Origin of the sequence: Nonomuraea sp. NPDC049158 (assembly GCF_040648335.1) — a bacterium.
Classification (GTDB): domain Bacteria; phylum Actinomycetota; class Actinomycetes; order Streptosporangiales; family Streptosporangiaceae; genus Nonomuraea.
Map to the genome: position 1 here is coordinate 172970 of NZ_JBEZDM010000004.1, position 25265 is coordinate 198234.

Annotated in this window: 22 protein-coding genes; 9 read left to right on the forward strand and 13 right to left on the reverse strand. The window is 70.3% G+C overall.

The annotated features are described in order from the left end of the window. Nucleotide 1: 1 nt before the first annotated feature. The 6 genes from AB0B61_RS11175 (at nucleotide 2) to hypE (ending at nucleotide 4794) form a co-directional block, all read left to right on the forward strand. A complete protein-coding gene (locus tag AB0B61_RS11175) occupies nucleotides 2–1030 on the forward strand; it encodes a hypothetical protein (RefSeq protein WP_358430775.1) in 1029 nt (342 codons plus the stop codon). Continuing rightward, nucleotides 1014–1796, forward strand: coding sequence for a hydrogenase maturation protease (locus AB0B61_RS11180; protein ID WP_358430777.1), 783 nt, complete (start codon nucleotides 1014–1016; stop codon nucleotides 1794–1796). Before AB0B61_RS11175 ends, AB0B61_RS11180 begins: the two co-directional genes overlap by 17 nt. A gap of 166 nt (nucleotides 1797–1962) precedes the next feature. Continuing rightward, the gene (locus AB0B61_RS11185) at nucleotides 1963–2325 is read left to right on the forward strand and encodes a hydrogenase maturation nickel metallochaperone HypA (RefSeq protein WP_225301604.1); all 363 of its coding nucleotides are present in this window, start codon (nucleotides 1963–1965) and stop codon (nucleotides 2323–2325) included. Continuing rightward, nucleotides 2303–2575, forward strand: a complete 273-nt coding sequence (locus tag AB0B61_RS11190; RefSeq protein WP_358430780.1) for a HypC/HybG/HupF family hydrogenase formation chaperone — start codon at nucleotides 2303–2305, stop codon at nucleotides 2573–2575. The genes AB0B61_RS11185 and AB0B61_RS11190 overlap by 23 nt, the downstream gene beginning before the upstream one ends. Before the next feature lie 21 nt (nucleotides 2576–2596). Further along, nucleotides 2597–3724: a hydrogenase formation protein HypD gene (hypD, locus tag AB0B61_RS11195; RefSeq protein ID WP_358430783.1), complete on the forward strand. Its 1128-nt coding sequence runs from the start codon at nucleotides 2597–2599 to the stop codon at nucleotides 3722–3724. Beyond that, entirely contained in the window at nucleotides 3721–4794 is a 1074-nt protein-coding gene (gene hypE, locus AB0B61_RS11200) for a hydrogenase expression/formation protein HypE (protein WP_358430785.1), read from the forward strand. The genes hypD and hypE overlap by 4 nt, the downstream gene beginning before the upstream one ends. A gap of 129 nt (nucleotides 4795–4923) precedes the next feature. Here hypE and hypF read toward each other — a convergent pair whose 3' ends face one another. The 7 genes from hypF to AB0B61_RS11235 form a co-directional block, all read right to left on the reverse strand. Beyond that, the gene (gene hypF / locus AB0B61_RS11205; RefSeq protein ID WP_358430788.1) at nucleotides 4924–7290 is read right to left on the reverse strand and encodes a carbamoyltransferase HypF; all 2367 of its coding nucleotides are present in this window, start codon (nucleotides 7288–7290) and stop codon (nucleotides 4924–4926) included. Between the two features lie 15 nt (nucleotides 7291–7305). Continuing rightward, entirely contained in the window at nucleotides 7306–7950 is a 645-nt protein-coding gene (locus AB0B61_RS11210; protein WP_358430791.1) for an SIS domain-containing protein, read from the reverse strand. A gap of 20 nt (nucleotides 7951–7970) precedes the next feature. Continuing rightward, nucleotides 7971–8189: a HypC/HybG/HupF family hydrogenase formation chaperone gene (locus AB0B61_RS11215; RefSeq protein WP_358430794.1), complete on the reverse strand. Its 219-nt coding sequence runs from the start codon at nucleotides 8187–8189 to the stop codon at nucleotides 7971–7973. A gap of 104 nt (nucleotides 8190–8293) precedes the next feature. Further along, a complete protein-coding gene (locus AB0B61_RS11220; RefSeq protein ID WP_358430797.1) occupies nucleotides 8294–8875 on the reverse strand; it encodes an SIS domain-containing protein in 582 nt (193 codons plus the stop codon). Nucleotides 8876–9015: 140 nt separating this feature from the next. Further along, entirely contained in the window at nucleotides 9016–9999 is a 984-nt protein-coding gene (gene cydB, locus AB0B61_RS11225) for a cytochrome d ubiquinol oxidase subunit II (RefSeq protein ID WP_358430800.1), read from the reverse strand. A gap of 12 nt (nucleotides 10000–10011) precedes the next feature. Next, complete coding sequence (locus AB0B61_RS11230) at nucleotides 10012–11391, reverse strand: cytochrome ubiquinol oxidase subunit I (RefSeq protein WP_358430803.1); 1380 nt, start codon at nucleotides 11389–11391, stop codon at nucleotides 10012–10014. 75 nt (nucleotides 11392–11466) lie between these two features. Continuing rightward, nucleotides 11467–12441: an aldo/keto reductase gene (locus AB0B61_RS11235; RefSeq protein ID WP_358430806.1), complete on the reverse strand. Its 975-nt coding sequence runs from the start codon at nucleotides 12439–12441 to the stop codon at nucleotides 11467–11469. Nucleotides 12442–12525: 84 nt separating this feature from the next. Here AB0B61_RS11235 and AB0B61_RS11240 point away from each other — a divergent pair, with 84 nt between their 5' ends. Continuing rightward, nucleotides 12526–13152: a TetR/AcrR family transcriptional regulator gene (locus tag AB0B61_RS11240; protein ID WP_358430809.1), complete on the forward strand. Its 627-nt coding sequence runs from the start codon at nucleotides 12526–12528 to the stop codon at nucleotides 13150–13152. 45 nt (nucleotides 13153–13197) lie between these two features. Here the strand turns inward: AB0B61_RS11240 and AB0B61_RS11245 are convergent, their stop codons facing one another. Further along, nucleotides 13198–13551, reverse strand: coding sequence for a helix-turn-helix domain-containing protein (locus AB0B61_RS11245; RefSeq protein WP_358430812.1), 354 nt, complete (start codon nucleotides 13549–13551; stop codon nucleotides 13198–13200). A 656-nt stretch (nucleotides 13552–14207) separates the two neighbouring features. Between AB0B61_RS11245 and AB0B61_RS11250 the strand changes: the two genes are divergently transcribed. Both AB0B61_RS11250 and AB0B61_RS11255 read left to right on the forward strand, forming a co-directional pair. Continuing rightward, a complete protein-coding gene (locus AB0B61_RS11250) occupies nucleotides 14208–17672 on the forward strand; it encodes a lantibiotic dehydratase (RefSeq protein ID WP_358430815.1) in 3465 nt (1154 codons plus the stop codon). Between the two features lie 118 nt (nucleotides 17673–17790). After that, nucleotides 17791–18567 carry a Stf0 family sulfotransferase gene (locus tag AB0B61_RS11255; protein WP_358430817.1) on the forward strand — a complete coding sequence of 259 codons (777 nt, stop codon included), beginning with the start codon at nucleotides 17791–17793 and terminating at the stop codon, nucleotides 18565–18567. On the opposite strand, the gene AB0B61_RS11260 is transcribed toward AB0B61_RS11255, so the two are convergent. Genes AB0B61_RS11260 through AB0B61_RS11280 form a run of 5 tightly spaced genes read right to left on the reverse strand, consistent with a single transcriptional unit; the run spans nucleotide 18564 to nucleotide 25217 of the window. Continuing rightward, nucleotides 18564–19220 (reverse strand): DUF5825 family protein, encoded by a 657-nt coding sequence (locus AB0B61_RS11260; RefSeq protein WP_358430820.1) that lies wholly within the window; start codon nucleotides 19218–19220, stop codon nucleotides 18564–18566. The genes AB0B61_RS11255 and AB0B61_RS11260 overlap by 4 nt on opposite strands. Further along, nucleotides 19217–21151, reverse strand: a complete 1935-nt coding sequence (locus AB0B61_RS11265) for a RiPP maturation radical SAM C-methyltransferase (RefSeq protein ID WP_358430823.1) — start codon at nucleotides 21149–21151, stop codon at nucleotides 19217–19219. Before AB0B61_RS11265 ends, AB0B61_RS11260 begins: the two co-directional genes overlap by 4 nt. Nucleotides 21152–21190: 39 nt before the next feature. Continuing rightward, on the reverse strand, nucleotides 21191–22036 hold the full coding sequence (locus AB0B61_RS11270) for a hypothetical protein (RefSeq protein WP_358430826.1): 846 nt from the start codon (nucleotides 22034–22036) through the stop codon (nucleotides 21191–21193). Beyond that, on the reverse strand, nucleotides 22033–23142 hold the full coding sequence (locus AB0B61_RS11275; protein WP_358430829.1) for a DUF692 family multinuclear iron-containing protein: 1110 nt from the start codon (nucleotides 23140–23142) through the stop codon (nucleotides 22033–22035). The genes AB0B61_RS11270 and AB0B61_RS11275 overlap by 4 nt, the downstream gene beginning before the upstream one ends. Then, a complete protein-coding gene (locus AB0B61_RS11280; protein WP_358430831.1) occupies nucleotides 23139–25217 on the reverse strand; it encodes a radical SAM protein in 2079 nt (692 codons plus the stop codon). The genes AB0B61_RS11275 and AB0B61_RS11280 overlap by 4 nt, the downstream gene beginning before the upstream one ends. Nucleotides 25218–25265: the final 48 nt, after the last annotated feature.

Genomic DNA, 25265 nt, shown 5'->3' on the forward strand with positions numbered 1-25265 from the left:
GATGGACCAGGTGACACAGGTCGCGCGCGCGGTGCTGTACGAGGGCTACCTGCTGTGGCCCTACCGCCACTCGGCGCTCAAGAACGCGCAGCGCTGGACCCTGGGCGGCGTCTACCCCGAGCGGTGCGCCGAGACGGGCGACTCCTCGCTGATGCGCACCCAGGTGCTGATCGAGGCGGACCCGGCCGACACCATCGACGTCCGGGTCTGCTTCCTGCACTCCGTCGCCCGCCAGGTCGCGCGCGGCACCGGCGAGGAGCTCGTACCGGTCGCGGAGCTGACGGCCGGGGGCGAGCGCCACGTGGCCAGGGACGAGGCGACCGAGCGGGAGGCCGCCGCGCTCGGGCTCGACCTCGCGGGTCTCGTCCAGCGGGCCGCCGTGGTGGACATCGACATACCCGAGGGCGGGGACGTCGAATGGCTGATCGGCCCGGACGGGCGCGGGGTCGGGGCGCTTTCGCGCAGCTGGCGGGCGCTGCGCGGGCGGATCGAGGTCAGCGCGGAACGCCCGGCGCCCGGCGTCTTCCGGATCACCGTCGAGGTCGCCAACACGACCGGCTGGGCGGGCGGCAGCCGTACCGAGGGGCTGAAACAGGCGTTCCTCTCCGCGCACACGGTCCTGCACGCGCCGCGCGGGCGGTTCGTCTCGCTGACCGACCCGCCGGAGGAGCTGCGGCCGCTCGCGGAAGGTTGCGACAACGTCGGCGCCTGGCCGGTCATGGTGGGCGAGGAGGGCGAGCGGCACACCATGCTCTCGGCGCCGATCATCCTGTACGACTACCCCCGGATCGCGCCGGAGAGCCCGGGTGACCTCTTCGACGCCACCGAGATCGACCAGTTGCTCACCCTGAGCGTGCTCGCCCTGACCGAGGAGGAGCGGCGGGAGATCCGCGACGGCGATCCCCGGGCCAGGGAGATCCTCGACCGATGCGCCTCGCTGACACCCGAGCGGCTCATGCGGTTGCACGGAACCGTACGCGAGATCCGTCCGCTGATCGAACAGGAGCCGGTACATGACCGCGACGGATGACTTCTGGGCCCGGATGGAACGACGGGGCCCGGACACGGTGATCGTGGACGGCGTGACACTCGGCGCGGGCAGCCGGGTGCGGCTGCGCCCACGTTCGCGGGCGGACGTCTTCGACCTGGCCCTCGGCGGCCGGGTGGCCGTCATCGAGAGCGTCGAACAGGACGAGATGGGCGCTCTTCACCTGGCCGTCACCCTTGAGGAGGATCCCGGCCGCGACCTGGGAGAGGCGAAGCTGCCCGGACACCGGTTCTTCTACTCCGCCGAGGAGGTGGAGCCGATCGTGGAGGAGAGCCGGCCCGCCCGCGTCCTGGTCGCGGGCATTGGCAACATCTTCCTGGGCGACGACGGCTTCGGCGTCGAGGTGGCGCGGCTGCTGGCGGCCGAGGACCTGCCGCCCGGAGTGGACGTCGTGGACTTCGGGATCCGCGGTATGGACCTGGCCTACGCCCTGCAACGCGGCTACGACACGGTGATCTTCGTGGACGCCGCGCCGCGCGGGGAGACTCCCGGGACGCTGACCGTACTCGAACCGGCCGAGCCGGAGGCGGGCGTGCCCATGGAGACCCACGGCATGGACCCGGTACGCGTGCTCCGGCTGGCCGCCGAGCTGGGCCGGATACCGCCCCGGGTGCTCGTCGTCGCCTGCGAACCGGCGACCGTGATGACCGGGGCGCCGGACGAAGACGTGCTGGTCGAGCTGAGCGAGCCGGTTCGCGCGGCTCTCGGCCCGGCACTCAAGACGGTCCGGTCCCTTGTCGAGACTTGATCGAAGCCATCGATGGACCGGGGTTACTGAAAACCGAGGAGGTGGAAACGGATGAGGAAGGGGCCGGTGGTGGCTCTGGTGACGCTGTGCGCGGTCGTCGCGATGATCGCCGCGCAATGGCCGGAGATCAAGCGCTACCTGAACATGAGAAGGATGTAGGCACTTCATGCATGAGCTAGGAATGTGCGAGGGCCTGGTCGACCTGGTCCGGCAGCAGGCGGACGGCCGGCGGGTCACCGGGCTGCGGGTCCGGATCGGCGCCCGCCACGCCGTCGTGGGCGAGGCGTTCGACCATGCCTTCGCGCTCGCCGCCGAGGGCAGCGCCGCCGAGGGGGCGGCGCTCGACCTCGTCGTCACGCCCGTCACCGTGGACTGCGGGGCCTGTGGCCACCAGTCGGAGTCCGTCGACGTGCTCGCGGTCTGCGCGCGGTGCGGCGACGACGACGTGGACGTCCGCGGCGGCGACGAGCTGGTCCTGGAATCGGTCCAGTTCAAGGAGGAAGCGGATGTGCCTCGGGATCCCCGGTGAGCTGGTGGGCGACGTCGAGGAGCACACCGACCTCGCCATGGTGGACGTCAGCGGGGTACGCCGCCGCATCAACATGGGGCTGCTCGCCGACGACCAGCTCAAGCCCGGCGACTGGGTGCTCGTCCACGTGGGCTTCGCCCTGTCGAAGATCTCCGAGGCCGAGGCCAAGGCCGTGATGGACATGCTGCACGGACTCGGGCAGGCGTACACCGACGAGATCGACGCGCTCAAGGAATCGGACATCTCATGACCCTCCTCTGCAAGGAGCGCGATGCGCTTCGTCGATGAGTTCCGCGACGCCGACGCGGCCCGGGCGCTGGCCGCGCGGATAGCCGCCCGGTGCGAACCGGGACGCCGGTACAAGTTCATGGAGGTGTGCGGCGGACACACGCACACCATCTACAAGCACGGCATCGAGGACTACCTGCCGGAGGCCGTGACGCTCGTGCACGGGCCGGGCTGTCCCGTCTGCGTCATCCCCATGGGACGAGTGGACGACGCCGTCCACATCGCCCGGCAGCCCGACGTGATCATGACGTCGTTCGGCGACATGATGCGGGTGCCCGGGGGAGCGGCCACGTTCCTCGACGCCAAGGCCCAGGGCGCCGACATCCGGATGGTCTACTCGCCTCTCGACGCGCTCAAGATCGCCCGGGACAATCCGGACCGGCGGGTCGTGTTCATGGCGATCGGCTTCGAGACCACGGCGCCGTCGACGGCGGTGACCGTGCTGCGGGCGGCCGAGGAGGGCATCGACAACTTCTCCGTCTTCTGCAACCACGTCCTGATCATCCCGGCCGTCAAGGCGATCCTCGACTCGCCCGACCTGCGGCTCGACGGCTTCATCGGGCCCGGCCACGTCTCGACGATCATCGGCTGCCGGCCGTACGAGTTCATCGCGCGCGACTACCGGCAGCCGTTCGTGGTCGCCGGGTTCGAGCCGCTCGACATCCTCCACGCGGTCGACCTGCTCCTCGGCCAGCTGGCCGAGGGCCGTGGCGAGGTGGAGAACCAGTACGCGCGGGTGGTCCCGTGGGAGGGCAACCGGGTCGCCATGGAGGCGATCGGGACGGTGATGCGCGTACGCCCGCACTTCGAGTGGCGTGGGCTCGGCTTCATCTCGCACTCGGCGCTGGAGATGGCCGAGGAGTACGCCGCCTTCGACGCGGAGCGGATCTTCGACATCCCCGGCACACGCATCGCCGACCCCATGGCCTGCCAGTGCGGCGAAGTGCTCAAGGGCGTGCTCAAACCGTGGGAGTGCAAGGTGTTCGGCACCGCGTGCACCCCGGAGACGCCGATCGGGACCTGCATGGTCTCCTCGGAGGGAGCGTGCGCGGCGTACTACAACTTCGGCCGGTTCAGCCGGGAACGAGTGCGGGAGGCGACCCGGGCATGACCACCGAGAAGCAGGTCCTCGACCGGATCGAGCGCGTACGGCGGCGCCGCGCGGTGGTCCGGGAGGAACGCATCACCCTGGCGCACGGCTCCGGCGGCAAGGCGACCCGGACCCTGATCGACGCGGTCTTCCTGGAGGCGTTCCGCAATCCGCTGCTCGCCCCGCTGGAGGACGGGGCCATGCTGGCGCTGGACGGTTCCCGCGCGGTGTTCACCACCGACGCGTTCGTGGTCTCCCCGCTGTTCTTCCCCGGCGGCGACATCGGCGACCTGGCGGTCAACGGCACCGTGAACGACCTCGCGGTGTGCGGGGCCCGTCCGCTGTACCTGTCCGCCGGGTTCATCCTCGAAGAGGGGTTCCCGGTCGGCGACCTGCGGCGGATCGTCGCCTCGATGGCGGCCGCGGCGGAGGCGGCGGGCGTCACGATCGTCACCGGCGACACCAAGGTGGTCCAGCGGGGCAAGGCCGACGGCTGCTACATCACCACCGCCGGCGTCGGCGTCGTCGAGCGCCCGGCCACGCCGTCCATCTCCGCGGCCCGGCCCGGCGACGCGGTCATCGTGTCCGGGCCGATCGGCGAGCACGGTGTCGCCATCATGCTGGCCCGTGGCGAGCTCGGCATCGAGGCGGACACGGTCTCGGACACCGCGCCGTTGAACGGCCTGGTGGCCGAGCTGCTGGACGCCCTTCCCACCCAGGTGCGGACGTTGCGGGACGCCACCCGAGGTGGTGTGGCCACCGTGCTGAACGAGGTGGCGGGTGCCTCGGGCGTCTCCGTGGTGATGGACGAGGAGTCCGTACCCGTCCAGCCCGCGGTCACCGGGATGTGCGAGCTGCTCGGGATCGACCCGCTGTACGTCGCCTGCGAAGGGCGGCTGGTCGCCGTCGTCGACGGCGATCACGCCGAGCAGGCGGTCGACATCATGCGCGGCCATCCGGTCGGCGCCGGGGCCGCGATCATCGGGTGGGTCGGGGAGGACCCGCCCGGCCTGGTACTGCTGAGGACCGCCTTCGGCGGCACCCGCATCGTGGACCTGCTGGTCGGCGACCCGCTGCCGCGCATCTGCTGACGCCCTGCGCCGTGTTCAGCGGGTCGCTCTGTCCCGAGCTCCCGGTGTCGTGTTCAGCGGGTCGCTCTGTCCCGAGCTCCCGGTGTCGTGGTCAACGGGTCGCTCGATCCCGAGCTCCCGGTGTCGTGGTCAACGGGTCGCTCGATCCCGAGCGCCCGCCACCACGGCCTGCCCGAGACTGATGCCGCCGTCGTTGCAGGGGACGCGCCGGTGCAGCAGAACGCGCAGGCCGTGGCGGCGCAGCCCGTCGACCACGGCGCCGAGGAGGAGGGTGTTGCAGAACACCCCGCCGGACAACGCCACCGCCTCCAAGCCGTTGGCGGCCGCGACCCGCGTCGTGGCCGTCACCACCGCCTCGGCCAGCCCGTGGTGGAACCGCGCCGCGATCACCTCCGACGCCTCGCCCCGGCGAAGGTCATCGACGACCGCGCGGATCAGGTCGGTGCTGCGGATGACCGTTCCGGCGACGGCGACCGGATAGCCGCCGCGAACCCCCGGATCCGCCCGCTGCTCCAGCTCCACCGCCGCCTGCCCGTCGTAGGTGACCGTGTCCCGGATCCCGAGCAGCGCGGACACCGCGTCGAACAGCCGCCCGGCGCTCGACGTCACCCGATCCGCCGGGCCGTTCGCCACGAGCGCCGCCACGGCCGGCCACCGGTCGTGATTGCGGCGAACCACGTCGAGGTCGTCGAAGCCTTCGGGTCCGTACGCGCTGTGCAGGAAGGCCGCGGCCATCCGCCAGGGCTGCCGGATCGCCGTCACGCCGCCGGGCATCGGCACCGGCTCCAGGTGCCCGGCCCGCTCGAAGCCCGCCAGGTCGGCCACGAGCAGCTCGCCGCCCCAGATCGTGCCGTCCGTGCCGTACCCCGTGCCGTCGAGGGCGACGCCGACGACCGGGCCGGGCTCGCCGTTGTCGGCCAGGCAGGAGGCGATGTGGGCGTGGTGGTGCTGTACGCCGAGTGGCTGGACGCCGTCGAGGGTGAGGGCGTACTTGGTGGACAGGTATTCCGGGTGGAGGTCGTGCGCCACCACCTCCGGCTCGATCCCGAACAGCCGCCGGAAGTGCGCGACGCCACCGGCGAAGGCCTGCATCGTCGCGTAGTTCTCCAGGTCGCCCAGGTGCTGGGAGACGAACGCGTGGCCGCCCGTCGCCAGGCAGAAGGTGCTCTTGAGCTGCGCTCCGCACGCGAGCACCGGGCGGGGGAACGTCCAGGGCAGCGCCAGTGGCGCGGGAGCGTGCCCGCGCGCTCGCCGTACCGGAACCTCCACGTCGCGGAAGACCCGGACCACCGAGTCGTCAAGGCCCGCGTGAATCGGCCGATCGTGGGTGAGGAAGGCGTCGGCGGCCAGCCGCCGCGCGTCCTCGTCGCGGTGCGCGATGGGCTCGCCCGACAGATTCCCGCTGGTCAGTACGAAGGGGCGGCCCAGTTCGCGGGCCAGCAGGTGGTGCAGGGGCGTGTACGGCAGGAGCACGCCGATGTCCCGGTTGCCGGGCGCCACTGAGACGGCGATGGGCGAGCCGGGGCGTCGTGGCAGCAGCACGATGGGGCGGCGCGCGCCGGTGAGGGCGGCGACCACCCCGCTCGCCTCGCCGTCCAGCTCACACAGCTCGCGTACGGCGGCCAGGTCCGGCGCCATCACGGCGAACGCCTTGTCCCCACGGTGCTTGCGGGCCCGCAACGCCGCGACCGCGTCCTCGTCGGTGGCGTCCACGGCCAGGTGATGGCCGCCGAGCCCCTTCACCGCGAGGATGGACCCCCTGCGGAGCAGCGCCGCCGCCTCGGCCACCGGATCGCCCGCGATCACCGCGCCGTCGGAGGTGTGCAGGACGAGCGTGGGACCGCAGGCGGGGCAGCACACCGGCTGGGCATGGAAGCGGCGATCGCGGGGATCGCGATACTCGGTCGCGCACGCCGTGCACATGGCGAAGGTCCGCATGGTGGTCGCGGCGCGGTCGTAGGGGATGGCCGTGATGATCGTGAACCTGGGGCCGCAGTTGGTGCAGTTGACGAAGGGGTAGCGGTAGCGGCGGTCGGCCGGGTCGAACAGCTCGTCCAGGCAGTCGTCACAGGTCGCCGCGTCCGGCGACACATGCGCGCGTGGGGCGCCGCCGATCACGCCCGGTCCGCCGGTCGTGCTCTGGACGCTTTTCTCGCTCGGTACGCACATCCCGCTCGGTACGCACATCCCGCTCGGTACGCCCATCCCGCTTCTTGGTTCGCCTGTCTCGCTTGGGACGATGCGGAAGCCGCGGGCGCCTGTGGAGGGAACCGATTCCACGCTCACCCGGTCCACGACCGCCAGCGCGGGCGCGTTCCCGCTGACCGCCTCGACCAGCGCGCTCACCGCCCCCGGTGGGCCCTCGACCTCGATGAACACCCCGAAGCCGTCGTTGCCGACCGTGCCCGACAGGCCGTACCGGATGGCCAGGCCGTGGACGAACGGCCGGAACCCCACGCCCTGGACGATGCCCTCGACCCGGATCCGGGAGCGCATGATCGGGTCCAACGGTCAGTCCGCCTCGTCCAACGCCCGCTGAACCGACTCCCACAGCACATGGCACACGGTGGCCTGCGCCTCCTGGATCCGATGGACGGACGAGGACGGGATGACCAGCAGATGATCGACGGCACCGCACTCGGCCAGCTGGCCGCCCCCCGAACCGGCGAGCCCGACCGTCACCATGCTGAGGCGTTTCGCCTCCTGGAGCCCGCGTACCACGTTCAGCGAGCCGCCGCTCGTCGAGATCCCCATCGCGATGTCCGTACCGGTGCCCAGGGCGGCGAGCTGCCGGGCGAAGACCGCGTCGAAGCCGATGTCGTTGGTGAGCGCGGTCAGCAGCGCGATGTCGGTCGTCAACGACATCGCCGGCAGCCCTCTGTGGCTGGGTCCGGGAGCGAGGAACAGGTGGGCCACGGCCTGCGCGTCGGTGCTGCTGCCCCCGTTCCCGAAGGTGAACAGCCGACCGCCGGCGGCGAACGCCGCGGCGAGCGCCCCGGCGCACGCGGCGATCCGGGGGCCGAGCAGGGTGAGCACCTCTCGTCGCAGCGCGACGATCTCCTGGGCCTTCTCCGCCGTGGACCGGGTCACCGTGGCCAGCAGCGATTCGACGTCGCCCGCCGCAGAGGACAGGAAGGGATAGAGCGCGTCATTCACCGCCTTATCTCCAGCACCGCTCACTCCGGCACCGTTCTTTCTGGAACTGTTCTTTCCGGAACTGTTCTTTCTGGCACCGTTCTCTCCAGCACCGCGATGGCCTCTTTCGCGTGTACCAGGACCACGTCGCCGGCCCGCGCGTCGACCAGCCGGACGCTGATCTCCTCCGCGCCGACGGCGGTGTCGGCCAGCGCGAGGTGGCCGGGCCGCAGGGCGACGATCCGGACGGGTACGGCCATGTCCGAGCAGGTCACACACACCTCGTCGGGGCACTCCGGACTCGACCGGTCCGAACCTCCCGGCGAAGCCGTCGGACTGGACTGGTCTGGATCTCCCGGCGAGGTCATTGGGAGACCTCCGTCGCCGCGAGCCGAGGGTCGTTCAAGAACACATGCACCAACTCCCACAGCACGTGATATGTCGTCATTTGGAGCTCGCGGGCGACCCGCGGATCACGGCTGTGTGCCGTGAGAAGGTGATCCACCACCGCGCTGCCGAGCCCGCCCGCCTTCGTCAGCGCCACCGTCGTCATGCCCATCTCACGCGCCACGGCGAGCCCCGCCGCCACCTCGGCACAGTCCTCGTCGATCGTGATGCCCACTGCGATGTCCCCGGCGCGCCCGAGCAACCGCAACTGCGTCGCGAACACTCCCGCGCGGGCGAGCCCGCTCATCGCCGACGCGTCGTTGGCCAGCGAGAAGGCCGGCAGGGCGCGCTTGCCCACGATCACCGGATGGACGAACTCCACCGCGAGATGCGCCGCGTCGGCCGCCGACTGACCGGTGCCGAAGCTCAGCAGCCTGCCTCCCAGATGGAAGCGCAGGGCCACGGCATGGCACGCGCGGGCGATTCGCTCGGCGTCCTCCGCCAGCGCGAGGCCGGCTTCGTCGCGTTCCTGGAGAGACGTGCCGAGAACGAGTGTCATGGATGATCCTTTCCTCGGCTCTCGATTCTCAGTGCCCCGGAAGAAAGGCTGGCAATCGCGTTTTACAGGAGGTTGAAGTTCCGTTTCCTTTTAGCGGCGACAATGTATACAAATGGTCGTACTGGCGCGGAGAAAAGACATCAACCGGCGCTGATTCGGTGGCGGAAAACCCAATAGGTCCAGCTCTGGTAGAGCACCACCAGCGGCAGAAAAATCGCCGCGACCCTGGTCATGATGCCGAGCGTCTTCGGCGTCGAGGCCGCGTTCTGGAGGGTCAGGCTGTAGGCCGGGTTGACCGTCGAAGGCAGGACGTTGGGATACAGAACCACGAACAGGCAGATCACGCTCACGCCGACGGCGACCGCGGACAGCAGGAACGCCCATCCCTGACGGCCCTTGGCGATGGCGCCGAGCGCGGCCACGAAGGAAAGGGCGGCGAGGGCGGCCAGGATCACCGTGCCGGGCCCGCCGCCATGGAACTGCGTCCAGGCCAGGAAGACCACCGCGAGCACGGCCGCGACGCCGCCGGTCTTCAGCGCCAGCGTGGTCGCGCGCCGGCTGATCTCGCCGCTGGTCTTCAACGCCACGAACACGGCTCCGTGCGTGACGAACAGGGTCAGCGTGGTCAGCCCGCCGAGCAGCGCGTACGGATTGATCAAATCCCAGAACGTACCGACGTAGTCGTGGTGGGAGTTGAGCTTCACCCCCCGCACGATGTTCGCGAACGCGACCCCCCACAGCAGCGCGGGCACGAACGAGCCGATCGCGATGCCCACGTCCGACCACCGCCGCCACGGCACGGAGTCCCGCTTGCCGCGGTACTCGATGGCCACCCCGCGCACGATCAGCGCCAGCAGGATGAGCAGCAGCGGAACGTAGAACCCGCTGAACAGTGAGGCGTACCACTCGGGGAAGGCGGCGAACGTGGCGGCGCCCGCGGTGATCAGCCACACCTCGTTGCCGTCCCAGACGGGGCCGATCGTGTCGAGCATCGCCTGGCGTTCCGCGTCGTTCCGTGCCATGACGTGCAGCAGCATGCCGACGCCGAAGTCAAACCCCTCCAGGACGAAGTACCCGACCCACAGGACGGCGATCGCCACGAACCAGATCTCGGTGAGCTCCACTACCCGATCCCCCTAGTAGGCGAAGGACGTCTCGCCGCCGTCCTGCGGCTCGGCACCGTCGGCGGGCGGCGGGGCCGCCCTGCCGTACTTGATCATGAGACCGACCTCCACCAGGGCCAGCGCGCCGTACAGGGCGGTGAAGACGATCAGCGAGGTGAGTACGGTCCCCGTGCCGACGCTCGGCGACACGCCACGCGCGGTCTTCATCTGGCTGAAGACGATCCACGGCTGCCTGGCCATCTCGGTGAAGATCCACCCGAAGCTGTTCGCGAGGAAGGGCAGCACGACCGACCAGACGGCGGCCCTCCACATCCAGTCCTTGCCGCGGATCATTCGTCCGCGGGTCAGCCAGAGCAGGAGGAGCGCCACCAGCGCGGCGAGCATGCCGAAGCCGATCATCAGCCGGAAACCCCAGTAGGCGACCGGGATGTAGGGACGGTAGTCGCCCGGTCCGAACCTGCGTTCGTAGTCCGCCTGGATGTTGTTGACGCCCTCGACCTTGCCGCTGAACGAGCCGGTGGCCAGCTGGGACAGCAGGCCCGGGATCTCGAGCTGGTAGATCGGCTTGGTGCCGTCCAGCGTCCCGATGGTGAACACGGAGAACGGCGCGGGCTGCCGCGTCTCGTAGAGCGCCTCGGCGGCGGCCATCTTCATCGGCTGGGTCTGCGTCATGATCTTGCCGAGGAGATCCCCGGACACGAGGGTGCCGAGCGCGCCCAGCAGCACCGCCACGATGCCCAGCCGAAGCGACGGACGAAAGACGTCAATATCCCGCTTTCTAGCCAGATGCCAGGCGGAAACCGCCATGAAGATCACGCCACCGGCCAGCCAGCACCCGAAGATCGTGTGCGGGAAGGTGACCAGCAGGACCTTGTTGCTCAACACGGCCCCGAAGTCGACCAACTCGGCCCGCCCGTCGAGCCGGAAGCCCACCGGCCACTGCATGAACGAATTGGCGGCCAGAATGAAGTAGGCGGACAGCACCGTGCCGAACGCGACAATCCAGATGCACGCGAGATGCACCTTCTTCGGCAGCCGATCCCAACCGAAAAGCCACAGCCCCAGGAACGTCGACTCCAGAAAGAACGCCAGCAGCGCCTCCAGCGCGAGCGGCACCCCGAAGATGTCGCCGACGAACCTGGAATAGCTACTCCAGTTCATCCCGAACTGGAATTCCTGCACGATCCCCGTCACCACGCCCATAGCGAAATTGATCAGGAAGAGCGTCCCGAAGAACTTGGTGGCGCGCAGGTAGGCCACCTTGCCGGTCCGTACCCAGGCCGTGTTCAGGATCGCCACCAGCAGTGACATCCCTATCGTGACGGGCACGAACAGGAAGTGGTACACCGTAGTGACCCCGAACTGCCAGCGTGCGAGATCAACGGCATTCATGTGCACTACTGTACGTATCCGACCATGCCCAGCGCGTCATGACACACTGGGCCGGAAGTAGCGCACTCGCGCGGGTCAGTCCCAGGTGGGGAGGTGCTGCTCGGGATAGCGGGCGCCGAAGCCGCCGGCCGGGAGGATGTCGGCGATGAGCTTCAGGTCGGTGTCGTCGAGGGTGAGATCGGCGGCGGCGACGTTCTCCGCCAGGCGCTTGGGGTCGCGGGTGCCTGGGATGGGGACGATGTCGTCGCCCTGGGCGAGGAGCCAGGCCAGGGCGAGCTGGGCGACCGTGGCGCCCTTGGTGGCGGCCAGGTCGGCGAGCTGGTCGGTGGCCGCCACGTTCTTCTCGTAGTTGCCGGGCTGGAAGCGGGCGTCCCAGACTCGCATGTCGGTGGCGTCGTACTCGGCGCCGGGCTTGGCCTGGCCGGTGAGGAAGCCCCGGCCGAGCGGCGAGTAGGGGACGAACCCGATCCCGAGCTCGCGCAGGACGGGGAAGAGGGACTCCACCTCGCGCTCGAACAGGCTGTACTCGGTCTGCAGAACCGACACGGGATGTACGGCGTGCGCGCGGCGGATGGTGTTGGCGCCCGCCTCGCTCAGGCCGAAGTAGCGTACCTTCCCGGCCTCGACGAACTCCTTGACCGTCCCGGCCACGTCCTCGATCGGCACACTGGGGTCGACGCGGTGCTGGTAGAGCACGTCGATGACGTCGACGCCGAGGTAGCGCAGGCTGTTGTCGACGACCTCGCGGATGTGCTCGGGACGGCTGTCGACGCCGCCCTCCCGGGTGCCGCTGAAGTCGAACCCGAACTTCGTCGCGATGACCACCTCGTCCCGCACCGGTGCGAGCGCGGCCCCGACGATCCGCTCGTTCTCGCCCTGTCCGTAGAGCTCGGCCGTGTCGAAGAACGTCACTCCCAGCTCGTGGGCCCGGCGGATCGTCGCGGCCCCCTCCTCCTTGTCCGAGGGTCCGTACGCCAGGGAGATCCCCATCGCGCCGTATCCCAGAGCCGACACCGTCAGGCCCTGTTGTCCGAGATTTCGCTGCTCCATGATGCGCCTCTGTTCCGAATGTTAGAAGGCTCTTACATAAAGTAAGAGTACTCTAACATCTGGAAGAGGGGACAATCGTTCGCCGTGAGCAGTCCAACGACACCGCAACGCGGTTACCACCACGGCGACCTGCGCGCCGGGTTGATCCGCGAGGGCATCGCACTCCTGGCCGAGATCGGCGTGGCGGGTTTCTCCGTGTCCAAGGTCGCCGCCCGCGCGGGTGTGTCGTCGGCGGCGCCCTACCGCCACTTTCCCGATCGCGAGGCTCTGCTGGCCGCCTGCGCGGCCGCCATCGTCGCCGACATCGCCGACCTCCTCGCCCAGGCGGCCGAGCAGGCGGGACCCGACCCGATCGACCGGCTCGCCGCCACCGCGGGCGCATACACCCGCTATGTCCTGGATCATCGCGCCGGCGTCGACCTCGTCTACTCGTACGACTTCGGCGCCCCCTACAAACAGACCGTCCAGGAGCAGGGCCGCCGCCTCATGGACACCCTCATGGCCCTGGCCTCGGCCGCCCTGCCCGACGACATCTCCTGGGCCGAGACGACGGACTTCGTCTACGTTCATCTGTCCATGGCGCACGGTTACGCCACGCTGGTCCCAAGAGACGCCCGGCCACCGCAGGAAATCGACAACCTGGCCATCCGCGCCGTCACCGCCGCCCACGACCACATCACCGGCTACCTCGTGCGCCTGCGCGACCGGTGAGACCCCCTGACGAAGCCCTCAAGGCATGATCACCGTCGTCAGGCGTCAGCCTTCGTCCGAACGCTCCCGGGAACGGTTGATCCGCAGCGCTTCGGCGAGCTGGTCTTCCAAGATGACGATGCGGCAGGCGGCTTCGAGGGCGGTGCCCTGGTCGACGAGCTCGCGGGCCCTGGCCGCCAGACGTAGTTGGTAGCGGGAGTAGCGACGGTGGCCACCGCTGGAGCGTTGCGGCTCGATCAGTTTGGCGGCGCCCAACGCACGTAGGAAGGCGGCGGTGACGCCGAGCATCTCCGCGGCCGCGCCCATGCTGTAGGCGGGGTAGTCCTCATCGTCGAACCGGTCATTGGCTTTGCTGGGTGCGAGTGTGGGGTCGCTACGTGCTGGAGGTGTTTGATCCATAAATGCCTTCCGCATGCGTCAGGGGGCCCCGGCGCGTATTGCGCCGGGGCCCCGAAGAGGTTCAACACCATCTACCGGCCATCTAGCCGGTCTACTGTCGTCCGCATCAGCCGTAGTGGACGGCCATGACGCGGGGATCGCGGATGCGTGACCGTGTACCACCTTCCCATCTGTGGAACTCCGGTACCCGAGCGGCGAGTGATCAGCCGGCAGCGGGCGATCCCGATGGCGTTCAACGCTCCCTTCTCTTACTCGAACTTCTTTTCCTACTTCTCGTGTGGCAGCGCGTCCACGGCCAGGGCCCCTTGCCACTGCGCTGGCCCCGTCAGTCCGACCTGCTGCCATCACCTGGTATTTCGTCAAAATCATCCGGGCAGCTCGTCGTGGTGCTGGGGTCTTCGTGTTCTGCCCGGTTGGATCCGTTTCTTGCGATGTCAGAAACTCTAGCTTCCGTCATCGCGAATGTCTACCGCAGCCACTACAGATTTTTGGCAGCCGGTGGAGCAGGCCCTGAGCTCGTGGTTGATCGTCTTCGCGGTACGGAACGGGCGCCACGCGCGTGCGACACTCGGGGGTGACGGGCCCGCCGAGCCGTCCCGGCGGCAGCTGGACGGCCACCGCCGCCGGGTCAGGCGCGCAATGTGGGAGGCCTCAGCGTGAGCGTCCAGCGTTCGCAGCCGTACCGGCACTTTGACGCGGCGCTGATCCGCGCCACCGCGCACGGGACTGAATTGGATCTCCCTCCATGGCCCGAGCCGCATGCCCCACCGCCCCCTCAGCCGTATGTCGCGCCGCGCCCCGAGCCGCATGTCCCGCTGTCGCGCGAGCTGGATGACGAGGCCGACGTTGAGCGGTGGTGCGGGTGGCTCGTTCAGGTCTGGGCGCGGGAATCCGTGGCAGCGGCCGTCTCACTGGCCAGCCCGATCCTGGCGGCCCAGATCGAGGCAGTCCGCGCGGGCCGTCGGCCCCGCCCCGGTCGCCTCCGGCGCATGGCGCTGTCACTGGCCCGGTATCTGGTGCGGATGCGCGGCCGAGCCACGCCTTTCGGGACGTTCGCGGGCGTAGCCCCGCTCCGCTTCGGCGCGGAGCCGGAGCACCTGGCCGGAGACCCGCGCACGCGGACGACGGCGGACGGCGTGTGGCTGGCCGCGGTGATCGCCCGCCTGGAATCGGACCCGGAGCTGCGGCATCGCCTCCCGGTCATGGTGAACGATCTCGCGTTCGTACGGGGGGAACGCCTCGTGGTGCCCTGGCAGCCGCACGCGGGCGATCCGGCTCGCAGTGAGCTGACGGAGGTGTCGGTACGGCACAGCGTGGCCGTCCGCACAGTCATGGAGCTGGCCCAGGCACCCGTTCGGGCTGGTGACCTGGTCGACGGGCTGGCCGCCGCGTTCCCCAATGCCAAGGTCCCGGCGATCGAGACGATGGTCGCGGAGCTCGTCACGTGCGGGCTGCTGATCACCAGCCTGCGTGCTCCTTCGACCAGCGTTGACGGGCTCGCGTACGTGCTCGACCGGCTGCGAGACGCGGCGGACTCGCTCGATGACACCACCCCGCAGGAGCAGGTACGGGAGGCCGCCCCGCCGGGCCGGGAGGTCGAAGCCGCTCCGCAGGTCCGGGAGTCCGAGATCAGCTCGCTGGGCAGAGAGTCCGAGGTTGGATCGCTGGGTCAGGGGTTCGAGGTGGGCACGCTGGGCCGGGGCTCCGAGGTGGTTCGGCTGGTGCGGGAACTGCGTGCGATCCACACGGAGCTGCGGGCGGCCGATCAGGCGACCGGCGAGGCCGCCGTACGGGCCAGGCGAGCGGTCGGGGAGCGGATGCGGGACCTGGTGCCGGTTGAGGTCGCCCAGCCGCTCGCGGTGGACCTGCGGCTGGGCGGCACCGTGGTACTTCCTCGGGAGGTGGCTGCCGAGGCCGAGTCCGCCGCCGGGGCGTTATGGCGGTTGACGCCGGACCCGGCCGGGCATCCCGCCTGGCGGGAGTACCACGTCATGTTCCTGGACCGGTACGGGGTCGGCGGCGTCGTACCGATCGAGCAACTCGTCGATCCCACGGCGGGGCTGGGGTTCCCCGGCCATTACGACGGGCCTGCCGTCCCCGCGCCCCTGTCGCGCAGGGATCAGCGCCTGCTGGCCCTGGCACAGCAGGCGGCTCTGGACGGCGCGCAGGAGATCGTGCTGGACGATGCCGTGATCGAGGCTCTGGCGGCAGACAGTGTGGATGGGGCACGACCGCTCCCGTACATGGAGCTGGTCGCCGAAGTCCACGCGCCCACCATCGACGCGCTGACCGCCGGAGCCTTCACCATGATGGTCCTCGCCGTCGACGGCACGGCGGCCGGCCTGGTGGGCCGGTTCGCCGACCTCCTGAGTGACAGGCAAGACGGCGACTTGCGGGACGACCAGCCGCAGGACGGTCTCCCACGCGACCGCGACCGGCAGGGCAGCGGCTGGAAGGACGGGGACCGGAGTCAGATGGTCGGCCTCTACGGTCGGCTGCCCGTCGCGGTGGACGGTGCCGTGCCCGCCCAGTTGTCGTTCCCCGCCCGGCATCCGCGCGCCCAGGATGTCGCCCGTACCCCGCTCCTGCTGCCGGAGCTGATCACCCTGGCCGAGCACCGCGCCGGCCCCGACCGGCGGATCCCCTGGCGGGATCTGGCGGTCACTGCGGACAACGACCGGCTGTACCTGCTGTCGCCGTCGCGGCGGCAGGTGGTGGAGCCGGTGCTGAGCAGCGCGGTGGCGCGGCATGCGATGCCGCCGGTCGCGCGCCTGCTGTTCGAGATCCCGCGTGCTCGGGCGGCTGTGGTGTCGCCGTTCTCCTGGGGGGCGGCGGCCTGTCTGCCGTTCCTGCCACGGGTCCGGTACGGCCGCAGTGTGCTCGCGCCCGCTCAGTGGCGCATTCCCGCCGAGGCACTGCCCGGGCCGGGCGTCGCGTGGCCGGAGTGGGTGCGGGCCATGACAGAGCTGCGCGCCCGCCTGCGGCTGCCGGCCGCCGTGTCCGTGGGTACGGCGGACCGCCGGCTGCGCCTGGATCTGGACGAGCCCATGAGCCTGGCGCTGCTCCGCGCCCACCTGGACGGCGCCGGCGAGAGCGCCGTCGTGTCGGAGGCGACAGGACCGGCGGAGCACGGCTGGTTCGGCCGCCGCGCGCACGAGGTCGTCATCTCGCTGGCCGCCACCGCGCCGCCCGCCCGTGCCCCCGCCGCCGTGACGGTGCCGGGGCCGCTGCCGCTGGTCGGGCGCGAGGATGGGGTTCTGCCGGGGGCGCGCGTTCTGTTCGCCAAGCTGTACGGGGATCCCGGCGTGGTCGACACGATCCTCATCAGGCATCTGCCCGACCTGCTTGAGACCTGGGACGAGCCGCCGATGTGGTGGTTTGTGCGTTACCGCGACCCTCGTCCGCACTTGCGGCTTCGCTTGCACCTAGGCGAGCACGACTACGGTCCGTCTGCCGCCCGGGTCGGGGCGTGGGCCGCCGAGCTGCGTGGTCGTGGCCTCGTGGGTGACCTGGTCCTGGATACGTACCACCCGGAAACCGCGCGGTATGGATCGGGAGAGGTCATGGCCGGCGCGGAGGCCGTCTTCGCGGCCGATTCCGCCGCGGTGGTCGCCCAGCTCGCGACGCTGTCGGCGGCTCGCCACGTACACCCGCACGCGCTCACCGCGGCGAGCCTGGTCGATCTGACGGCCGCCCTGATGAGAGGCCGGGCGGCGGGGGCGCGTTGGCAGATCGAGCATCCTTTGACCGGGCACGCTGCCCCGAATGACCGCGAGGTCGTCCGCCAAGCGGTCGGCCTGGCGGACCCGGGCGGGGACCGGGCAGCGCCGGCGGCTCTTCCAGGCGGGGACCGGGCGGCGCTCGCGGCTCTTCCGGGCGGCTCGCGGATCGTCAGGGCATGGGAGCACCGGCGGCGAGCCGTGGCCGCCTACCTGGACCGCCTTCCACTCGGCGCACCACATCTGACCGAATCATCGGTGGTGGCGTCGCTTCTGCACATGCACCACATACGGGCGCTCGGGATCGACCGCGATGTCGAACGCCGGTGCCGCAAACTGGCCCGCACCGTCGCGCTGACCTTCGCCGCCCGCGACGACGCTTCACTTGGTGTCGACGAGTGACGCTGCCTGCCGCAGGGCAGCCCCCAGGCCGCAGCGGGCCGTGGCCTGGGGGCTGCGGTTGATATCGCCGGGCGCCCGTGTCCTGACTGATCGCCTGGTGCGGTGGTAGGTATGGACGGTGGCCCCTTTTTTCCGGACCAACAGCCCGGAATTCGACTTCCCGCCGTACGCCGGGCTGCCGCCGACTCGCTACGTCCTGGCCGCGGCGCCGCGCTCCGGCAGCAATATGCTCGTCCGCACGCTCTGGCACACCGGGCGGGCCGGTTTCGCCGACGGGTACCTCGCGGACACCCATGTTCTCGACTATTTCGAGCGCTGGGGATTCGACACCGCCGATCCGGAAGGCCGGGTGAAGGGCTATGTCAGTCGGTTAATGACCTGCCGCACCAGCCCGAACGGGGTTTTCGGCATCAAGGTGCACGGTGAGCACCTGCAGGGGCTCGAAGTCGACCTGGACGAGCTCCTCATGTCGCCTCAATACATCTGGCTGCGGCGCAGGGACCGGATCCGGCAGGCCATCTCGTACGTCCTGGCGAAGCAGACCGGCGTCTGGATCGTGGACGGGATCTACCTGTCGACCAGCCGGGCGCAGTCCGAGCCCCACTACGACTACGCCGAGATCCGCCGCCACCTGCAACACCTCGACGACGAGACGAGGGCGTGGCAACAGTACTTCGACCGCCGCGAGCGCGTCCCGCACGTCATCTACTACGAGGACATGCTCGCCGACTACCCGGAAACCGTCCTCGGCTGCCTGCGGCACCTGGGCGTCGACCCGCCCGAATCCCTCCCCGAGCCCGGCATCAAGCGCCAGGCGGGTGCGGTCACCGAACGATGGCTGGAGATGTTCGAGCGGGACAGCACCCAGGAAGCACAGGTGAGCGCCGACTATTAAGGGATCGTCGAGCTGAGCGGCCAGCGCCTGATCCGGTACGGCGTCCACCACACGTACCGCCCCACCTGATGCAGCAGGTCCGCCCGCAGATAGCGCTCCGTCACCGTCGGCGCCAGGCTCGTCGCCCGCACGCCCCGCAGCAGCGGCGCGATCGCCTCCTCGCGGTGCGGGTTGCGGATGACGAGGCGCCTGAACGAGCCCGTCCGGCGGTCGCGGATCTCGATGAAGCCGGGACCGAGCCGGTAGCCGCACTTCGCGATGTGGAAGGTGTCGCGCCACTCGGCCGCGATGCCGTCCCCGGCGGACCCCGCGTACACGGCAGCCGGAGGATGAAGGTGACTGAGCGGCCGCCAGCCCGCCGGACCGACCGACATGCGGAGGGTCCAGTCGACCGCGATGCCGTGGCTGGTCAGCTCGCGGATGACGGCGAGGGCGGCCACCGCCGCCGCGCCGCCCGGGTCGTCCAGATCGACCATGTCGTCCAGCTGGGCGAGCTGGACGCCGTCCGCCGCCAGCCGGGACACGGTCGCGAGGGGGTCGCCGGTGACGTTCACGCGGCCCGCGTACATGCCCCGGACGCGCATGGCCGCCGGGTCGCGGTCCTTCCACAGCGTCATCGGTACGTGCGCCGGTAGCGCGGCGTCGGTGCTCATCTGGGCGTCCCCACTGGTACCGCGGCCTCCGCGAGTGCCGGTACGAGCGGTTCGCCGCGACTGAGATTCTCGCCGTCGAGCCGCATCAGGTCCTGGTTGGCGACCGCCGGCGCGACGTGGACCGCCTGGCCGGCGTCGCAGAAGATCACGCCGAGTTCGCGCCAGCGCGCGAGCAGCTCGTCGATCCGGTCCTCGGTCGCATCGTCGTGCCGGGCCGCGGCCTTGCGTACGAGCGCCGCCGGGCTGTGCGGCGTGTCGAGCAGGCGGAACACCGTCAGCTCCAGCGGTTCGGTGAGGTCGAGCAGGTGCCAGGAGAAGCCGGGCCGGGTGTCGACGAGCACGATGTGGTCGCCCAGGTCGCAGTGGGTCAGGCGGCTGCGTGGATAGGCGTCCGTCCAGGCGGCGACGGCCGCGCGCAGGCGGTCGAGGCAGTCCGCGTCGATGCCGCGGCGCGGGGAGTCGAAGACGTAGACGAGGTCGTTGAGCTCGGATTCGGGAAGATCGTAGATGTGCTGGTACTGCGCGGCCGGACGGAGCTCCCCGAAACCCAGCTCAGGGCGGTCGAAGTACGGGCTGAAGCGCTCGACCTTCAGCCGGGTGGCGTTCGACGGCGGCATGAGGTGGTGCAGGGCGGGCGCCTGGTCGATCACGCTGTCGTAGTCGGCCTCGGACTCCTCCGGGAAGCCGTAGAGGTAGTTCCAGTTCAGGTTGATGCCGACGGTCTCGGCGTCACGCAGCAGCCGGACGTTCAGGCAGCCCGTCACGCCTTTGTCCATCAGGGTGAGAACCCGGCTGCTGAGGTTCTCGATTCCGGGCTGCATGTAGTCGATGCCGGCCGCGCGAAGGATCTCCAGCTGGTCCCGGCGCAGGTTCGACTTGATCTCGTAGCCGATCCGCAGGTCGTAGCCGGACTCCTGGAGGCGCGGCGCCATCGAGGTCAGGTAGGCCATGTCGAGGATGTTGTCGGTCACCCACACGTCGAGGACCCGATGCCGTTCGACGAGGCTGAGGATCTCCGCCACGAACCGGCCGGGATCCTTGCTGCGGAACTGCATGAGCGAGCCGTTCAGCCCGCAGAACGTACAGTGATGTTTCTCGCCCCACCAACAGCCGCGCGAGCTCTCCACGGTGAGCCGCGGCTCCACCCAGGAGCCCGCGAGGGATCTGGCGTGCTGTTCGAAGTAGTCGCCGAAGTCGGGCGGGACCAGCGCGTCGGGCGGTAGCGGCCGGGCCTCCACCGGGTTCACGACGGACTCGCCGCCCGGCCCGCGCCAGCACAGTCCGGCGATCTCGCTGACCTCGCCCCCGTCCCCGCCGTCGGCGCCGATCGCGGAGAGCAACTGCGGGAAGGCCAGCTCGCCCTCACCGCGTACGACGAAATCGATGAACGGGAAATTGCGGTGCATGGCCGCGCCTTGCGGACCCTCGCAGTTCGCGCCCCCGAACACCGTGACGGCATCCGGCGCCTGCCTCTTGACCGCGCGCGCCGCCGCGAGGGCCGCGGCGTTCTGCGCGAAGGTGGCGGTGAAGCCGACCACGTCCGGTGTCATGGCCGCGATCCGGGCGGCGGTCTCCTCGATGAACAGCGGCGCGAGCTCGTGGAGTTGCGTCGCCTTGGCGAGCATCGGCTCCGGCACGCTGCCACCGAGGAACTCGGCGAACTCCGCCACCTTCCACCGAGGCCGCTCGTTCAGCGCCGCCGAGAAGATCCACTCGCTGTGACCGGAGAAGTAGGAGCTCACGAAGGTGTCGTACTCCTCGAACGTGAAGCCGACATGCTCGTCCACCCAGTCGATGTAGTCGAGCTTGGCATGGATGACGTCCACTTCGGCGTCCGGAAACACGTCGAGGACCCGGCGCTTGAGCACACCGAGCGAGAGCGACGGCGCGTCGATCGACGACCACGGCATGTCCACCAACACGATGTGCATGGGTTTGTCCCTCATCTCCAGGTCGTACGGCTTACCGGGTCACCACAGGCCGCGCCGGGACAGCGCGCGACGCGCCGCGTCGCTCTCGGCCGTCGGGATGGCCGCGAACGCCGCGGCCACGCGCTCGGAGACCACGCCGCGAGTGACCCCGGCGGGCGTGGCGAAGTACGCGTACGGCACGCCGCCCGCCTGGCCGCCGCCCGCTTGGCCACTGCCCGCCTGGACGTCGACCGCTTGGCCGCCGCCCGGCGTGGCCTCGCTCCAGGAAGCGAGGGCGGCCGGCGTGTACCGGCGCAGAGCGGCGTGACCGCGGCCGGTCTCGACGATCCCCTCGCTCTCGATGACGAACGACAGCGGCTGCTCGCACGCCAGCGCCGCGAACAGGGCGATCATCAGCTCGTGTCCCACGGTCTCCCGCAGGATCGCGGCGTCGGCGTCGGCGTCGGTGTCGGTGTTGGCCTGCCGCGCCCGCCGCGCCTCCGTCAGATCGAGCAGGAACGCGGCGAACGCCTCCTCCACCGACACCCCCGGCCCCGAGTACGGAATCAGCCGGAACCTGCTGAAATGCGGCGACCCGAGGAAGCCGTCGAGCAACTCCGCATCACCGAGGCCGGTCGCCGCGAACACCGACACACTGCGCGGAAACGCCGACGCCAGGCTGCCGCCCGCGCCGAGCCGCCAGATGTTCGAGCGGAATCGGCGGGCGGCGGCGTCGAGCTCGTCAAGGTCGATGGTCTCCAGACACTCCAGCTCGCCCGCGTCCGCCGCCACGGCCATGGCGCCGTCGGTGGCGAGCCGCTCCCGCAGCCGGGCGTCGAGCAGCAGCCGCATGATCAGGTCGGCGAGCTGCTCACCGTCGAGTGACCGCGCGACCGGGGTACTCATCGCGCCGTCCTGTCCTGGCGCATCGTCCTATCCGGCTGCGTGGTCCCATCCGGGTATGCGGTCCCATCCGGGTGCGCTGTCTCGTCCCGCTGCGCGGTCCCGTTCCGCCACGCGGTCTCGTCCCGCCATGCGCCCACCAGCGCCTTCAGGCGGCCGTAGTTTCGCCGCGACTTCTCGACCAGTCGGCCGTCGTCGCGGAACATCGGGTCCTCGTAGGTCACGCCGAGCAGGTTGGGGCAGCGCGGCAGCAGGTACTCGGTGAGTTCGAGCTGCTCGTCCAGCAGCACCCCGTGATGCAGGTCGCGGAACTTGCCCTTCACGATCTGGCAGCCGGACAGATGCAGCTCCCGGCAGCGCTCGAGCGGCAGCGCCTCGATGTCGTCGACCATGTGGCGGCCGGTACGCCCACGCAGCCACTGGTAGCTGAGCAGGTGGCCCACGTCCAGCGTGACGTGCACGTCGGCGTCGTCGGCCAGCCGCGCGAAGTAGGTGAAAGCGTCGAGATGCCCGAGAACGAACGACCCGCCTTCGGTGAACCCGGGGAACTCGACGTGCAGCGGCAGCTCCAGGAGACGGGCGGTCTCGGCCACGTTCCGCGTGGCGATCTCCAGGCCCGGCTCGGTCAGCGGCGGCGGCAGCGGGTACGGCAGCGGATAGCCGCGGAGGTTCCAGATGCCGAGGTCCTCGACCACCCAGCGGAACCCGTAGCGAGCCGCGAGTTCGTTGGTGAACTCGGCCGCGGGTCGCCGGTCGTAGCGCTCGGGCGTTCCCATGTTGAACTCGGTCTGATGGAAGGCCCGGCCGAGCCCGGTGGGAAACGCCTGGAAGAAGCGGTCGTAGGTACGGATGTAGTCGGCTGCTCGCGGGGTCGCGCGTGAGCGGGGCTGGTAGGCGAAGGCGGCGTACGCGAAGTCGTCGCCATGGCGCTCGGCGAAGGCACGCACCCGTGGCGTGATGTCCCCGCCGCCGTCCGTCTCCACGAACCCGACGCCGCGCCGACCGAGCGAACCGCCGCCCCACGGCATGTCCATGAGGAGTCCGAACCCCAGCCTGACTGGGCCGGCCTCGCCGTCCCGGATGGTCCCGGTCGTGATGTCGGTCGTCATGTCGGCCTCCTGACGGGCTCCCCGCCCGCGACCACAGGCGGCGTCTCCCGATGCTTCTCATCCGCGCGTTCCGCGTCCGTGCCTTCGGTGCCCGGGTGTTCCTCATTCGTGTGCTCTGTGCCTGCCGTCGCCTCGACCAGGCGGGCCAGCAACCGCCGTCCGTAGGGGGTGCGCGCCTCGAGCACGCCGTCGGCGCGCTGCTCGACGTCTTTCAGCGGCAGCGCGTAGAACCGTTCCCAGACCAGATCGGCCACCAAGATCCGGCCATTCCCGTCCCCCTTGTCGCGGGTGGCACTGGCATCCTGGCCCTTCGCCCCCGCGAAACCGGCCGCGTCCACGCCCGCCGGCACCGTCCGTACCCATGGATACGGCCTGACGGCTGCGACGGCCGTCCGGGGCCCGACGCCGGGGCGGCGGGGCAGGATCGCGCTTACCTTGCCCGGCTTGACCGTGTGAAAGACGCGCACCAGGCGGTCGAGTGCCTCCGCCCGGGTGGGGCCGCCGGGCACCGTCAGGGGATGGCCGACACGGCCGGAAAGGTAGCTCAGCTCGGGATTGCCGACCAGCGCGCCCGAGGTGTCCAGCGAGAGGCCGAAGCCGTCCGGGTCCCGCGCCAGCCTGCTGCCGGGCTCGGACACCATGAGCTCCAGCGCGTCGATGCCGATGCGCTCCTGGTTCGCGGCGAGGAAGCGCAGGGACTCCTCGAACTCGGCGGGCGTCTCGTCGAAGACGTACCCCATCACCGAGAACCGCAGGACGATGCCCGCCGCCGCGACGTTCTCGACGATCCGCTGGTAGTCGGCCGCCCGTACGCCCCGGTCCATCAGGTCGAGCAGCCGCTGGGAGGTCCCCTCGTAGCCGACCGACATCAGCTCGCACCCCACCTCGGCAAGGCTCCGGCAGAACTCCGGGTCGGCCAGGGTGGCGTCCAGCCTGCTGCGTACGCCGAACCCCACGGTGACGCCGCGGTCGCGCACCTCGCGCATCGCCTTCACGATCAGCCGCAGGTTGGTGTTCTCATCGGAGATCGACACGAAGGCCGCGCCCGTGTCGCGGACCACGGTCTCCACGGCGTCGGCGATCTGGCGCACCGTGCCCTGCTGGTAGGCGCCCGGCGCGAGGGACCGGTTGCCGTACGAGCAGAACGCGCACCGCCCCCAGTAGCAGCCGACGCACGAGATGATCGCGACCTCCATGGTCTCGTTGAGGTACGAACGGACCGGCAGCCCGGCGAAGTCGGGCGGCCCGAGGTCGTGAAAGCGCAGCGTGACCGGCTGCTCGGAGCGATGGGCGAGCGAGGAGCGATGGGCTGGCGAGGAGCGGTGGGCGGGCGCGGAGGGTAGAGCGGGCGTGGCGCGCGGCAGCCAGATCATGCCGGGGACCGCGTCCGCCGGGACGTTCCCGTCCAGCGCGTCCAGCCAGCGTTCGAGCGGCTGCTCGCCGGCGGTCCAGCACAGCGCGTCCACCGTGTCCTGTACGCCGGGCAGCCGCGCCAGCTCCTCGTGCCGGAGCATCACCTGCTGGCCACCGAGGCAGATCCTGGCGTCCGGCCGCAGCCGCCTGATCCAGGCGGCGATGAGCAGCGCGGGGGCGAGCTGGCTGAAGAACGCCACGGACAGGCCGACCACGCGTGGCCGGTGCCGGGCCAGCAGCGCCTCGACCATGAGGTACAGCCGCTCAAGCGGTATCCCCGACGCGGCGGGCGGCAACCGGGCGGACCGCCGCACCGCGTCGTCGAGCTGGGCCAGATCCCGCCAGGTACGGACCAGAAAGGAATCGCGCACCAGCAGCTCGATCGCGTGATGGGCGAGCCTGACCGCACGAGCGGGGCCCAGCTCTCCGGCCGGCTCCTTCCGCAGGACATGCGCACGGAGCTCGTCGACGTATCGGGCCACGACGTCGGCCATCGCCCCTCGGTACCAGGTGCCCGCCCCGTCGTCCGGCTGCTCGCGCACCACGTCACCCAGCAGTTCCGGATGCCCCAGCAGGTCGTGCAAGAGGGCGATGTTCAGATCGGCCTGGTGGACCCGCCGCCCGTGCCGCCGTAGATGACCGGTGAGATAAGGCAGGCTCAAATAGGGAAAGAACCTGGCTTCGGTCTGCGGCGGAAACAGGAGCAGAAC

Excerpts from the sequence above, each read along its gene's own strand:
- AB0B61_RS11175 (WP_358430775.1), top strand. The coding sequence starts at position 2 with ATGGACCAGGTGACACAGGTCGCGCGCGCGGTGCTGTACGAGGGCTAC.
- AB0B61_RS11180 (WP_358430777.1), top strand. The coding sequence starts at position 1,014 with ATGACCGCGACGGATGACTTCTGGGCCCGGATGGAACGACGGGGCCCG.
- AB0B61_RS11185 (WP_225301604.1), top strand. The coding sequence starts at position 1,963 with ATGCATGAGCTAGGAATGTGCGAGGGCCTGGTCGACCTGGTCCGGCAG.
- AB0B61_RS11190 (WP_358430780.1), top strand. The coding sequence starts at position 2,303 with ATGTGCCTCGGGATCCCCGGTGAGCTGGTGGGCGACGTCGAGGAGCAC.
- hypD (WP_358430783.1), top strand. The coding sequence starts at position 2,597 with ATGCGCTTCGTCGATGAGTTCCGCGACGCCGACGCGGCCCGGGCGCTG.
- hypE (WP_358430785.1), top strand. The coding sequence starts at position 3,721 with ATGACCACCGAGAAGCAGGTCCTCGACCGGATCGAGCGCGTACGGCGG.
- hypF (WP_358430788.1), bottom strand. The coding sequence starts at position 7,290 with ATGCGCTCCCGGATCCGGGTCGAGGGCATCGTCCAGGGCGTGGGGTTC.
- AB0B61_RS11215 (WP_358430794.1), bottom strand. The coding sequence starts at position 8,189 with ATGGCCGTACCCGTCCGGATCGTCGCCCTGCGGCCCGGCCACCTCGCG.
- AB0B61_RS11220 (WP_358430797.1), bottom strand. The coding sequence starts at position 8,875 with ATGACACTCGTTCTCGGCACGTCTCTCCAGGAACGCGACGAAGCCGGC.
- AB0B61_RS11230 (WP_358430803.1), bottom strand. The coding sequence starts at position 11,391 with ATGAATGCCGTTGATCTCGCACGCTGGCAGTTCGGGGTCACTACGGTG.
- AB0B61_RS11235 (WP_358430806.1), bottom strand. The coding sequence starts at position 12,441 with ATGGAGCAGCGAAATCTCGGACAACAGGGCCTGACGGTGTCGGCTCTG.
- AB0B61_RS11245 (WP_358430812.1), bottom strand. The coding sequence starts at position 13,551 with ATGGATCAAACACCTCCAGCACGTAGCGACCCCACACTCGCACCCAGC.
- AB0B61_RS11260 (WP_358430820.1), bottom strand. The coding sequence starts at position 19,220 with ATGAGCACCGACGCCGCGCTACCGGCGCACGTACCGATGACGCTGTGG.
- AB0B61_RS11265 (WP_358430823.1), bottom strand. The coding sequence starts at position 21,151 with ATGCACATCGTGTTGGTGGACATGCCGTGGTCGTCGATCGACGCGCCG.
- AB0B61_RS11270 (WP_358430826.1), bottom strand. The coding sequence starts at position 22,036 with ATGAGTACCCCGGTCGCGCGGTCACTCGACGGTGAGCAGCTCGCCGAC.
- AB0B61_RS11275 (WP_358430829.1), bottom strand. The coding sequence starts at position 23,142 with ATGACGACCGACATCACGACCGGGACCATCCGGGACGGCGAGGCCGGC.